We start from the raw sequence: 12,258 nt of genomic DNA on the forward strand, positions 1-12,258 counted from the left end.
CATGCGTAAGAGCACGTTCAAGCGTGCCGCCGCGCTGCTGATTGCGGCCGGCGCCATGACCGCCGTCACGGTTCCGGCGGCTTCCGCCGCTCCGGCACCCAAGGGCAAGGTCAACACCAAGGTCGCGCCGATCGCGCGGACCATGCCGAAGATCACGCAGAGCAAGACGGCCCAGGCCGCTCCGGGCGCCGTCATCACCCCGACCTACGCCCTGCTGAACCCGGGCGACACCCTGAAGCCGGGCGACAGCCTCAAGGTCGGCTACAGCACCCTGTCGATGCAGACCGACGGCAACCTGGTGCTCTACTTGACCGCTGACAACGGCAAGCAGCTCCAGGCCCTGTGGTCCAGCAAGACCTGGGGCAACAACGGCGCCTACGCCGTCATGCAGGCCGACGGCAACTTCGTCGTCTACAAGCAGGGTGGCGGCGACGGCCTCGGTGGCGCCCTGTGGTCCACCGGCACCTGGGGCAAGGCGAACCCCGTGTTCGCGCTGGACGGCGGCGAGCTGCTGGTCGGCGCCGCGACCGGCGGCACCCCGTACTGGCGGACCAACACCGGCTTCTTCCCGGCCTTCGTCAACGGCCAGTGGGTCGACCAGCCGGCCGACAGCCTCCAGGGCACCCCGCAGGTCCAGGGCCTGGTGCAGAACACCTGGCTGGAGTCCAGCACCACCATCCTGATCGAGCAGGGTGACGGCAACCTGGTGCTCTACCGCAAGAAGGACGGCGGCGTCATCTGGGCGTCCGGCACCTACGGGCACCCGGACGCGGTCGCGGTCCAGACCGGGGACGGTGCCCTGGCCGTGGCCGACAACAACTACCTGTACTGGGACTCCGGCACCTGGAACAACCCGGGCGCCTACACCAAGGTCCAGTCCGACGGCAACCTCGTCGTCTACCGCCAGGGTGGCGGCCCGGCCAACGGTGGCTCGCTCTGGTCCTCCGGCACCTGGGGCAAGGCCTGACCGTCCCGCGGGTCCTCGGGCCCTGAGGCAGTCCGGTAATCAGTGAGGGGCAGTCGCCGAAAGGCGGCTGCCCCTTCGCCGTCCTTCGGACCCAAAGGGCCGACGAGAACGACTTCAACAGCAGTTGACGGTACGCCGACGAATCATCAGCGGACAGCCCGTTCCTCATTCCGGAATACGGGCCGGGAAATCACGGAGAGTTGGCACACGATCACGCGAGCGCGTATTGCGCGCAATGGGCATGGCGGAGAACCCGAAGGCGGCGGACGAGTCGGCCTGTACGCCGGGTTCTGTCTCCCGGGTTGCTTGCGCGGCCCGGGGAGGCGGCCATCCATCTAGGGCTGCCGTTGCCGACAGCCTCGTGCGGTCTACCCGCGAGCTCGGGCGAGCAGCCCTCGAACACCCGCGCACGACACCCGAGGGTGTCGATCTTGACCTTGCTCCGAGTGGGGTTTACCGAGCCGGCCGAGTCACCTCGGTCGCTGGTGGTCTCTTACACCACCGTTTCACCCTTACCCACCGCCGAAGCGGTGGGCGGTCTGCTTTCTGTGGCACTGTCCCGCGGGTCACCCCGGGTGGGCGTTACCCACCACCCTGCTCTGTGGAGCCCGGACGTTCCTCGGCGGGCCCCCAGAAGGGACCCGACGCGACCGCCCGGCCGGCTCGTCCGCCGTAATGGTCATGGTAGCCGCTCCGCGGACGCTCCCCGTACGCCGCCCGGTACCTGGTGGTCGAAGCGGGCCGCCACCCGGGCCGCCGTGGCGGCCGCCCAGGGGGTGGTGGTGACCAGGCCGAGGACGAACACCGTCAGGCCCAGGCCGGCCACGATCCACCAGCCGGCGTGCGTGGCGGGCGTGAAGCCGCCGGCCGAGGCGACCGCGCCGGCCACCACCGAGCCGATCACCGCGACGCCCAGCGACTGGCCGACCTGGCGGCTGGTGGAGGCCACCGCGGCCGCCACCCCGGCCTGGGCCAGCGGCATGCCGGAGACCGCCGAGTTGGTGATCGGCGCGTTCACCATGCCGAAGCCCAGCCCGAACAGCGCGTACGCCGGCAGCAGCAGGAGGGCCGAGGAGTCGGCCGTCAGCCGCGTCAGCAGCACCCCGCTGGCGGCGATCGCCGCACCGGCCACCAGCAGCGGCAGGCGTGGGCCCCGGCTGCCGACGATCCGGCCGGACAGCGGGGCGGTCAGCAGGGTCAGCCCGGCCATCGGCAGCGTCCACAGACCGGCCACCACCGGGCTGTAGTGCCGTACGTTCTGCAGGTACAGGGTGTTCAGGAACAGGAACCCGGCGAGCGCGGCGAACGCGCACACCGCGGTGACGGTGGCCCCGGTGAACGGGGCGCTGCGGAAGAACCGCGGGTCGATCAGCGGCTCCGGCACCCGCCGCTCCCAGAACGGGAACACCAGCAGCGCGGCGAGCGCGACCGCGGCCAGCGCCAGGATGCCCGGCGAGGTCCAGCCGTGGCCCGGCCCCTCGATGATCGCGGCGGTGCCGCAGCCCAGCAGCAGCACCATCAGCAGCTGGCCGACCGGGTCCAGCCGCCGGGGGCGCGGCGCGCGGGACTCCGGGACGTAGCGTTGCGTCAGCAGCCAGGCCGCCAGCCCGACCGGAATGTTGATCAGGAAGATCGACGGCCAGCCGGCGCTGTCCACCAGGAACCCGCCGATCAGCGGCCCGAGCGCCATGCTGACGCCGACCACGCCGCCCCACACGCCGATCGCCCGCGCTCGCTCCTTCCGGTCGGTGAAGGTGTTGGTGATGATCGACATCGCCACCGGGTTGAGCATCGACCCGCCCACCGCCTGCACCGCCCGGAAGGCGATCAGCCAGCCCAGGCCCGGGGCCAGGCTGCACAGCAGCGAGCCGAGCACGAACAGCAGCAGCCCGGTCCGGAACACCCGCTTGCGGCCGATCCGGTCCGCGACCGACCCGGACAGCATCAGCAGCGAGGCCAGCACCAGCGTGTAGGCGTCGATCACCCACTGGAGCCCGGACGCGGGCGCGCCCAGGTCGCGCTGGATCGCGGGCAGCGCGATGTTCACCACGGTGTTGTCCAGGCCGACGATGAACAGGCTCAGACAGCAGATGGCCAGGACGATCAGCCGGTGGCGGCGGTCGGGCACAGCGATCGATCGACTCACCCTCCGATCATCGCACCGGCTCCTGAGGCCCCCGCAGGCCTTTGCGCGTCGGGCACCAACGCGAACCGGACGGTGCGGGTCGCCGGGTCGGCCACGGTGAGCCGGACAGTCACCCGGCGGCCCAGCGGCAGCCGGTCGGCCGCGTCGCACTTGGCGACCACGGCGGGACGGCGCAGCTGCACCGTGCCGACGGTGGGCCGGCGCTCGTCCACCTCGACCACCACCGCCCGGAACTCCTCGCCCACCCGGCCGCGCATCAGCTCCGCCTCGACCAGGGCCACGCAGGCGCGCTCCACCTCGTGCGCCCGGCGGTCGCCGCCGCCCATCAGCGCGGGCACCAGCGGCAGGGCGTCCCGCACCCAGGCCGGGACGTCGGTGCCGCCCGCCACCGCGAGGCACACCTCCAGCGCGTACCGGTCGGCGAGCCGGCGCAGCGGCGCGGTGCAGTGGGTGTAGGGCGCGGCCAGCGCGGCATGACCGGGGTCGGCGGGCGGGACGGTGCCACGGGCGGTGTCGAACGCGTGGTAGCCCGCGCCGCGCAGCAGGCCGGTGCACTCGTTCAGGAACGCGGCGTCGGCGGTGCGGGCCGGATCGAGGGAGCGGATCAGCTGCGGGTAGGACAGCCCGTCCGGCCAGGGCACCTCCAGCGCGGCGGCGACCCGGCGCAGCCGCGCGTAGGCCGACTCCGAGGCGGCGGGCAGGGTGCGCAGCAGCCCGATCCCGGCGTCCAGCATCAGCTCGGCGGCGGCCATGCCGGTGAGCAGCGAGAGTTGGGCGTTCCAGCCGTCGGCGGGCCGGGGCGCGCGGTAGCCGAGCCGGTAGCCCCCGTTCACGGCCTCCACCTCCTGCTCGGGGATCGGCAGGCTGACCCCGCCGCGGGCCTGCTCCTGCGCCTCGCGGAGCCGGCCGATCTCGGCGAGCAGGGCGAGCTGCTCGTCGGCGGTGCCCGCGTCGATCCGGCCCTGGACGGTGGCGTAGTCCAGCCGTCGGCGCGAGCGCACCCTGGCCCGGCGCACGTCGGCCAGCAGCAGCGCGCCGTCGGCGTCCAGGTCGAGCTGCCACAGCAGGGCGGGCCGCAACTCGCCCGGCAGCAGGCTGGCCGCGCCCTCGGAGAGCCGGGCCGGGTGCAGCGGCACGTTGCCGTCCGGGAAGTACAGCGTCTGGACGCGGCGGCCGGCCTCGGTGTCGATCGCGCCGCCCGGCGAGACGTAGGCGGCGACGTCGGCGATCGCGTAGTGCACCCGGTAGCCGCCGTTGCGGCGGGCCAGGTGCATGGCCTGGTCGAGGTCGCGGGAGCCCGGCGGGTCGAGGGTGAACAGGTCGAGGTCGGTGGCGTCGAACTCGGGCAGGCGAGGCAGTGCGGCTGCCCGGTCGGCCTCCGCGAGCACCTCCGGCGGCCAGTCGGTGCGGATCTCCAGGTGGCTTCTGAGGTCGGCGAGTTCGGTGTTGATCCTGGCGGTCTGGGCGGCCCGGACGCTGAGATGTCGGCGCGGCATGGTCGCAGCGTAAGGCGCAGTAGCGTGGTTGGTGCACCGGACCGGCCGTGAAACCGGTGGTGGTGCACGGGGATTGGTCGCGGGAAGGGGCGGGGCTGTGACAGATCGGACGGACATCCGGCAGACGGAAGCAGCGCAGTGCCGGTGCTGCGGGAGCGAGGCGGACGCGACCGGGGACGGGCGCGGCGTGCGGGTCACGGCGGCGGCCGTCGCGGGCACGCTGGCCGCCTTGGGCGGGCTGCACGCGGTGTGGTCCCGTTCGCCCTGGCCGTGCCGCGACCGCGAGCAGTTCGCCGACCTGGTGGTCGGCGTGGCCCCGGACCAACTCCCGTCCGCGCAGGCCTGCCTGGGCGTGGCCGGACTGCTCGGCGCCGCCGCCTACCTGGTCGCCGCCCGTGGCGGAGCACTCCCCCCGGCCGGCCCGCGCCGCCTCCGCACCGCCGGAACCGCAGCCGTCGCCGGCGTCCTGCTGACCCGCGGCCTGGCCGGCCCCCTCGCCTTCGCCCGCCACACCCCCGCCTTCGTCCGCCTGGACCGCCGCGTCTACGCCCCGCTCTGCCTGGCCCTCGGCACGGGCGCGGCGGTGGTCGCCGCCCGCGGGCGGTAACGCGGACCGGGCAGCAACCGCACCGAGCCGCCGACCGGCGAAAACGTCGGCGGAGGGATTCGAGGTGCACGTGGGCCTGTCGTTAGGGTTGGGCGGGTCTGTCGTGGGTCGTTGAGAGGTGTTGCCGTGCTGGTTCTGCTGCCGCCGTCGGAGGGGAAGGCCGCGCCGGAGGTGGGGGTGCCGGTGGAGGTGGCGGGGCTTTCATTGGCGGGGCTGGCCGGGGCGCGGGAGAAGGTGCTGGCGGCGCTGGTGGAGTTGTGCGCGGGGGACGAGGAGCGGGCGGCCGAGGTGCTCGGGCTGAGCAAGGGGCTGCGCTGGGAGGTGGCCAAGAACGCGGGGCTGCTGACGGCGGGGGCGCGGCCGGCCGGGGAGGTGTACACCGGGGTGCTGTTCGACAACCTGGGTCTGGCGAAGCTGGACGAGGCCGCGTACGCCCTGGCGGAACGTTCGCTGCTGGTGTTCTCGGGGCTGTGGGGCGCGGTGCGGATGAGTGACCGGATCCCGTCGTACCGCTGTGCGATGGGCGTGAAGCTGCCGCCGCTGGGCGCGCTCGGCCCGTACTGGCGGACGGTGATGGACGGCGTGCTCCCGGAGGTCGCGGACGGGCTGGTGCTGGATCTGCGCAGTTCGGCGTACGCGGCGGCGTGGAAGCCGGCCGGTGAGGTGGTGGGCCGGACGGTGACGGTGCGGGTGTTGCAGGAGCGCGAGGTGGACGGGGTGCTGAAGCGTTCCGTGGTCAGCCACTTCAACAAGGCGACCAAGGGCCGTCTGGTGCGCGATCTGCTGGCCGCGGGTCTGGAGCCGTCCTCGCCGGGCGAGTTGGTGGACGCGCTGGCGCAGCTGGGCTACCGGGTGGAGGTCGCGGCGCGCGGCACGGCCCGCAAGCCGTGGCAGCTGGACGTCGTGGTGACGGAGGTGCACTGACCGTCCGCCACCACGACCGAGGCCGTCTCAGCGCAGGTGCGAGGTGTCGTTGAGCAGCCGCAGCGACGCGTTGCCGTCGCTGTAGTACTGGACGGCGCACAGCGAGGCCACGGAGAGTTCCATCCGGTGGACGGCGTCCGGCGGGGCGCCGAGGGCGAGCCGGACCAGGGTCTTGATCGGGCTGACGTGCGAGACCACCAGGACGGTCCTGCCGGGGTAGCGGGCGAGGATCCTGTCGCGGGCCTGCCCGGCCCGGTGGGCGAGCGTGGTGAGCGATTCGGCGCTGCCGGTGGGCTTGGCCTTGGCGGAGCCGAAGAAGGCGGTCAGGTCCTCGGGGTGGCGTTCCATCACCTCGGCGAAGGTGAGGCCCTCCCAGGCGCCGAAGTCGAGTTCCCGCAGGCCCTCTTCGATCCGCACGTCCAGGCCGAGGCGGCGGGCGACGGCCTCGGCGGTCTGCCGGGTGCGCAGCATCGGCGAGGAGACCACGGCCTGCACGGTGCCGCGGGCGGCGAGCGCCTCGGCGGTGCGTTCGGCCTGCCAGACGCCCTTCTCGGACAGGCCGGGGTCGCTGCCGGTGCTGCCGGAGAACTGCCGGAGCGGGGTGAGCGGGGTCTCGCCGTGCCGCAACAGCACCAGCGTGGTGGGGGTGCCGAGGTCGGCGGGCCCGGCCCAGCCGACCCGGGGTGCGGGCGCGGCGGGCAGCGGCTCGTCCATGGCGGGGGCGGGAGCGGCGGCCCGGGCGGCCCTGGGCTCCCACTGGCGGCCCTGCCGGCCGGCGTCCATCGCCTCGTTGGCGAGCCGGTCGGCCTCCTTGTTCTTCTCCCGTGGGATCCACTGGTACTCGACCTTGCCGCGCCCGGCGATGCCGCGGGCCTCGGCGGCGAGCGGCTGCATGTCGGGGTGCTTGATCTTCCAGCGGCCGGACATCTGCTCGACGACCAGCTTGGAGTCCATCTCGACCAGGACCGGGGCGTCCGGGTCGAGTTCGCGGGCGGCCTTCAGCCCGGCGATCAGGCCCTTGTACTCGGCGACGTTGTTGGTGGCCCGCCCGATGTACTCGGCGGCCTCGGCGAGGATCTCGCCGGTGCGGGCGTCGAGGACCACCGCGCCGTAGCCGGCCGGCCCCGGGTTGCCCCGGGAGCCGCCGTCGGCCTGGACGATGAACCGGGCTCCGGCCACCGGGGTCAGACGCCCGACTCGCCGGTGCGGACCAGGATCCGGCCGCAGTTCTCGCAGCGCAGCACCTTGTCGGCCGGCTCGGCCTTGATCGCGTTGAACTCGGTGATGGAGAACTCGGTGCGGCAGCCCTCGCAGCGGCGCTGGTACAGGCGGGCCGCGCCGACGCCGCCCTGCTGCTCGCGCAGGCGCAGGTAGGTCTTCATCAGGTCGGCGGGGATGACGGCCGCGACGGCCTCGCGGTCGCGGCGGACCTTCTCGGCCTCGGCGTCGATCTCGGCGAACTTGGCGTCGCGGCGGCCCTCGGCCTCGGCGACCACGACGGCGGAGTGCTCCAGGCGGGCGGTGAGCTCGGTGACCCGGGTCTGCGCGGACTCCAGGCGCTCCATCACCTCCAGCACCACGTCCTCCAGGGCGCCCTGGCGCTTGGCCAGCGAGGCGTTCTCGTGCTGGAGGTTCTCCAGGTCCTTCGGCGAGGTGACCGCGCCGGAGTCCATCCGCTGCTGGTTGCGGGCGGCGCGGGCACGGACCTGCTCGACGTCCGCCTCGGCCTTGGCCTGCTCGCGGGTGGTGTCGCCGAGCTGGGCCTGGGCGGCGACCACCAGGTCCTTGAGGGCGGTGTGGTCGGCGGTGGCCTTGTCGATCTCGGCGTGCTCGGGCAGGGTGCGGCGCCGGTGGGCCAGCTGGTCGAGACGGGAGTCGATGGCCTGCAGGTCGAGCAGGCGGATCTGGTCGGCGGGCGCGGCGTTCACGCGGGATGGCTCCTGTGTGTGGTTCGGCGGGGTGTCAGGGGGTGTACGGCATCGGCGCGTGCGCCGTCCACGGGTCGGTGACCCGGGTGGAGATACGGGTCTCCAGCGGCCAGCCCCGGTCGTTGGCGCGGCTGGTGAGCTCGCGGGCGGCGAGGGTGAGCCAGGGCCACTCGGTGGCCCAGTGCGCGGCGTCGACCAGGGCGACGGGCGCCGCCTCGGTGGCCTCGGACGCGGGGTGGTGACGCAGGTCGGCGGTGAGGTAGGCGTCCACACCGGCCTTGCGGGCCTCGGCGAGGAAGGAGTCGCCGGAGCCACCGCAGACCGCGACCCGGCGCACCGACTGCTCCGGGTCGCCGGCGGCCCGGACGCCCGCCGCGGTGGCGGGCAGTCCGACGGCGACCTGGGCGGCGAACGCGCTCAGCGTCATCGGCTGCGGGAGTTCACCGATCCGGCCGCTGCCGCGGCGTCCCGTCGGGTCGGTCGGGTCGGCCACCAGCGGACCGGTGACCTTCAGTCCGACTGCCTCGGCGAGAGCGTCGGAGACACCCGGGTCGGCGTGGTCGGCGTTGGTGTGCGCGACGTGCAGCGCGATGTCGTGCTTGATCAGGGTGTGCACCACCCGGCCCTTGAAGCCGGTCGCGGCGACCGTGGTGGTGCCGCGCAGGTAGAGCGGGTGGTGGGTGATCAGCAGGTCGGCGCCCCACTCGACGGCCTCGTCCACCACGGCCTGCACGGGGTCGACGGCGAACAGCACCCGGCCCACCTCGGCCTCGGGATCGCCGCAGACCAGGCCCACCGCGTCCCAGGACTCCGCCCACTGCGGGGGGTAGATCTCTTCGAGCACGGCGATGACGTCGGACAGTTTCGGCACCTGTCGAGACTACCGCGTGCCACGGCCCCGCCCGGCCGGGCCCGTCCACCACCCGCGCTGTGGACGGCCCGCACACCTGCGCGTCAACCCGGTGGCGGGCGGCGGGCCGGGCCGCGGGCGGGCACTTCCGGTGGTTGGCGGCGCCGTCCGGGCGGTGGGCGCGTGGAACGCCCTGCCCACACTCGCCGGGCCGAACATATTCGAAAACCAAAACTGATCACCCTTAAGAGTGAAGTGACTCGCCCGGTGTTGAGTCACCCCCGCCCCGAAAGTAACTTCAGTCCTGCGAACGAGAGTTGCCTCGACCGGGGGGTCGAAAGGGCGACCGGCCGAAATTCCCGGTGGAATTCGACCGGCGCGGGCGAGCCTCTCGTGACTTCCGCAGGCCGTGACCGGTCGAGTCCACCGTGAAGGGGTGTGAAGCAGATGGGGGCGGGCACACCGCTGCGCAGGACAGGGGGGCCGGTACCGGCCGACGACGAGCCGGGCGTGGACGGCACGTTGGTGGAGGTGGCGCGGGCGGCCGTGACCGGCAGCCGGGCCCGGGGAGGAGACGGCGACTGGACGGTCGCGGTCGAGGGCTTCTGGTGCACGGTCCGGCCGCCCGGCCGCGAACTGCCCGAGCAGGGGTGGAAGCTGCACGTCGCCGCCGCCTCGCCGGTCGGGGCCGAGGTGCTGGCCGCGGTCGCCGGGGTGCTCGCCGGAGACCCGTGCACCTTCAAGTTCGCCGCCGACCGGGAACGCCTGCACGAAATCAATTCCCGCAACAGCGACCGGGCTTCGGCGGGGAAATTCATCACCGTCTATCCGGACGGCGAGGAACAATTCCGCCGGCTCGCCGAGGAGCTCCACCGGGCCACCGCCCACCTGCCCGGACCGGCGATTCTCTCCGACCGCCCGTACCGCCCCGGCAGCCTGGTGCACTACCGCTACGGCGGCTTCACCGGCCGCGCGCTGCTGGGCCACGACGGCGCGTACCGCGCGATGCTGCGCGACCCGGCCGGCCGGCTGGTCGAGGACGTCCGCACCGCGTCCTACCGCTGCCCGCCGTGGGTGGCCGACCCCGTCGAGGGGGCGGGATCGACCACCCGGGCCGGGTCCGCCCCGGACGGGCAACGGCAGCGGGCCGGCGTGCTGCTGGACGGCCGCTGGGCGCTCACCGCCGCGCTGCGGCACAGCGCCAAGGGCGGCGTGTTCCTGGGCACCGAGCCCGCCACCGGCGCCGAGGTGGTGGTCAAGCAGGCCCGCGCCCACATCGAGGTGGACCGGGCCGGCACCGACGCCCGCACCGCGCTGCGGCACGAGGCCGAGCTGCTCGGCCGACTGGCCGACACCGGGTTGACACCTCGGGTGCACGCCCTGGTCGAGCAGCAGGACTCACTGTTCCTGGTGCAGGAGCGCATCCCCGGCCAGGCGCTCGGCAGCTGGGTGGCCGCCCGGCTGCGGCGCGACGGCACCCCCGACGTCCCGTGGGCCGAGGCCGGTCCGCTGACGCTGGCGCTGCTCGACCTGGTGGAGCGCGTCCACGGCCACGGACTGGTGCTGCGCGACCTCTCCCCCGGCAACGTGCTGGTCCGCCCGGACGGCACCCTCTGCCTGGTGGACCTCGAACTGGCCGTCCCCGCCGGGACGCCGGCGGGCACCGCCGGAACCCCCGGGTACCGCGCCCCCGAGCACTCCGGCCCGCACCGCACCGTCCGGGCCACCCCTGGTGCCGACCTGTACGCGCTCGGCGGCCTCTACTTCCTGCTCGCCACCGGCCACGACCCGCTGCAGCCCGAGGACCGGCCACTCGCCCGCCCCGTCGCCGAACGCCTCGGCCGCCGGCTGGCACCGGCCGCCCGCGAGGGCCTCACCGCACGCAGGCTCGCACCGCTGGTGCTCGGGCTGCGCGCCGAGGAGGCCGACCGGCGGTGGAGCCTGGCCCGGGCCCGGAAGGAACTCACCGCACCCACGGGGCACCCGCGCGGCGCCGCCCCGGCCACCCCGCCCCCGCTGGACCGGCTGCTGCACGACGGACTGCGGCACCTGGCGGCCACCGCCACCCCGGAGCGGCCCGACCGGCTGTGGCCGACCGTCCCCGGCGGGCAGCTCACCGACCCGTGCAACGTGCAGCACGGCGCCGCCGGCGTCCTCGCCGTCCTGGCCCGGGCGAGCCGCGCCCCGCTGCCCGAACCCGTCCGCGCCCAGGCCCTGGCCACCGTCGCGACGGCCGCCCAGTGGATCGAACGGCGCTGCGCCGCCGAGCCGGTGGTGCTGCCCGGCCTGCACTTCGGCCGCTCCGGCGCCGCCTGGGCCCTGTTCGACGCCGCCGACGCCCTCGACCATCCCGGCCTCGCCGAACGGGCCGCCGCAATGGCGATGAGGATCCCGTCGGCCTGGCCCAACCCGGACGTCTGCCACGGCGCCGCCGGGGCCGGCTTCCTCCTGCTGCGCGCCCACCGCGCCACCGGGGCCCGCCAGTTCCTCGACCGCGCCGCGCACTGCGCCCGCACCCTGCTGGCCGCCGCCCGCACCGAACCGTACGGGACGGTCTGGCCGGTGCCCGCCGACTTCGACTCGGCGCTCGCCGGGGCGGTGCACCTCGGGCACGCCCACGGGGTGGCCGGGGTGGGGGCCTTCCTGCTGGCCTGCGCGAACCGGATCGCCGCCGAGCCAGAACTCTCGGATTCTGCACGGGAGTTGATGTCCGGGGCGGAGCTGGCCGTGCAGACCCTGGCCGCGACCGCGCGGTGGGACGGCGAGGCCGCGTGGTGGCCGCAGAGCCACGGCGACCCGGCGCACGTCCGGCTGGCGCACTGGTGCAGCGGCTCCTCCGGCGTCGGCAGCTTCCTGATCCGGTTCTGGCGGACCACCGGCGACGACCGGGCCCGCCACCTGGCGCAGGCCGCCGGCCGGGCCGTCCTGGACGGCCGCTGGCACAGCGGGGTCTCCGCCTGCCACGGCCTGGCCGGCAACGGCGAATACCTGCTCGACCTGGCCCGGAGCACCGGCGAGGAACGCTTCCGGCGCGGCGCCCACGAGCTTGCCCGCCTGATCGCCGACCGCGCCGCCCTCCGCGACGGCCTGCTCGTCCTCCCCGACGAGACCGGCACCGGCTGCACCCCCGCGTACGGCACCGGCACCGCCGGCCCGCTCGCCTTCCTGCTCCGCCTGCGCCACCCGGGGCCGCGTCTGTGGTCCGACCCGGAGCCGTACCGCGCGGGCGGTTCGGAAACACCTCAACCTGGCCTGTCGGAACCGGAGTTGAGCGAGACCGCGACGGGAGGGCGGCGATGAAGAGGTGCACCGCGCAGCGGCTCACCCCGCGCCGGCGCTG

Annotated in this window: 9 protein-coding genes and 1 other RNA gene; 4 read left to right on the forward strand and 6 right to left on the reverse strand. The window is 74.4% G+C overall.

Annotated elements, in window-relative coordinates; translation table 11 throughout:
- Window position 1: 1 nt before the first annotated feature.
- The gene (locus ACFV18_RS10265) at window positions 2–967 is read left to right on the forward strand and encodes a hypothetical protein (protein WP_380481398.1); all 966 of its coding nucleotides are present in this window, start codon (window positions 2–4) and stop codon (window positions 965–967) included.
- Between the two features lie 263 nt (window positions 968–1,230).
- On the opposite strand, the gene rnpB is transcribed toward ACFV18_RS10265, so the two are convergent.
- The 3 genes from rnpB to ACFV18_RS10280 all read right to left on the reverse strand — a co-directional run bounded on the left by rnpB (window position 1,231) and on the right by ACFV18_RS10280 (window position 4,609).
- Window positions 1,231–1,633: RNase P RNA component class A (gene rnpB / locus ACFV18_RS10270), an RNA gene on the reverse strand.
- 13 nt (window positions 1,634–1,646) lie between these two features.
- The gene (locus ACFV18_RS10275) at window positions 1,647–3,113 is read right to left on the reverse strand and encodes an MFS transporter (RefSeq protein ID WP_380481400.1); all 1,467 of its coding nucleotides are present in this window, start codon (window positions 3,111–3,113) and stop codon (window positions 1,647–1,649) included.
- Entirely contained in the window at window positions 3,110–4,609 is a 1,500-nt protein-coding gene (locus tag ACFV18_RS10280) for an RNB domain-containing ribonuclease (RefSeq protein WP_380481402.1), read from the reverse strand. The genes ACFV18_RS10275 and ACFV18_RS10280 overlap by 4 nt, the downstream gene beginning before the upstream one ends.
- A gap of 187 nt (window positions 4,610–4,796) precedes the next feature.
- Here ACFV18_RS10280 and ACFV18_RS10285 point away from each other — a divergent pair, with 187 nt between their 5' ends.
- Together ACFV18_RS10285 and yaaA are read left to right on the forward strand one after the other, a co-directional pair.
- A complete protein-coding gene (locus ACFV18_RS10285; protein WP_380481404.1) occupies window positions 4,797–5,216 on the forward strand; it encodes a DUF3995 domain-containing protein in 420 nt (139 codons plus the stop codon).
- A gap of 126 nt (window positions 5,217–5,342) precedes the next feature.
- Window positions 5,343–6,140 carry a peroxide stress protein YaaA gene (gene yaaA / locus ACFV18_RS10290; RefSeq protein ID WP_380481405.1) on the forward strand — a complete coding sequence of 266 codons (798 nt, stop codon included), beginning with the start codon at window positions 5,343–5,345 and terminating at the stop codon, window positions 6,138–6,140.
- A gap of 27 nt (window positions 6,141–6,167) precedes the next feature.
- Here yaaA and ACFV18_RS10295 read toward each other — a convergent pair whose 3' ends face one another.
- Genes ACFV18_RS10295 through ACFV18_RS10305 form a run of 3 tightly spaced genes read right to left on the reverse strand, consistent with a single transcriptional unit; the run spans window position 6,168 to window position 8,939 of the window.
- On the reverse strand, window positions 6,168–7,319 hold the full coding sequence (locus ACFV18_RS10295) for a bifunctional RNase H/acid phosphatase (protein ID WP_380481407.1): 1,152 nt from the start codon (window positions 7,317–7,319) through the stop codon (window positions 6,168–6,170).
- A gap of 5 nt (window positions 7,320–7,324) precedes the next feature.
- Window positions 7,325–8,068, reverse strand: a complete 744-nt coding sequence (locus tag ACFV18_RS10300) for a zinc ribbon domain-containing protein (protein WP_380481409.1) — start codon at window positions 8,066–8,068, stop codon at window positions 7,325–7,327.
- 34 nt (window positions 8,069–8,102) lie between these two features.
- Window positions 8,103–8,939, reverse strand: coding sequence for a Nif3-like dinuclear metal center hexameric protein (locus tag ACFV18_RS10305; protein WP_380481411.1), 837 nt, complete (start codon window positions 8,937–8,939; stop codon window positions 8,103–8,105).
- A 426-nt stretch (window positions 8,940–9,365) separates the two neighbouring features.
- Between ACFV18_RS10305 and lanL the strand changes: the two genes are divergently transcribed.
- Window positions 9,366–12,218: a class IV lanthionine synthetase LanL gene (gene lanL / locus ACFV18_RS10310; RefSeq protein ID WP_380481548.1), complete on the forward strand. Its 2,853-nt coding sequence runs from the start codon at window positions 9,366–9,368 to the stop codon at window positions 12,216–12,218.
- Window positions 12,219–12,258 lie beyond the last annotated feature (40 nt).

Source organism: Kitasatospora sp. NPDC059673 (genome assembly GCF_042734215.1).
Lineage (GTDB): Bacteria > Actinomycetota > Actinomycetes > Streptomycetales > Streptomycetaceae > Kitasatospora.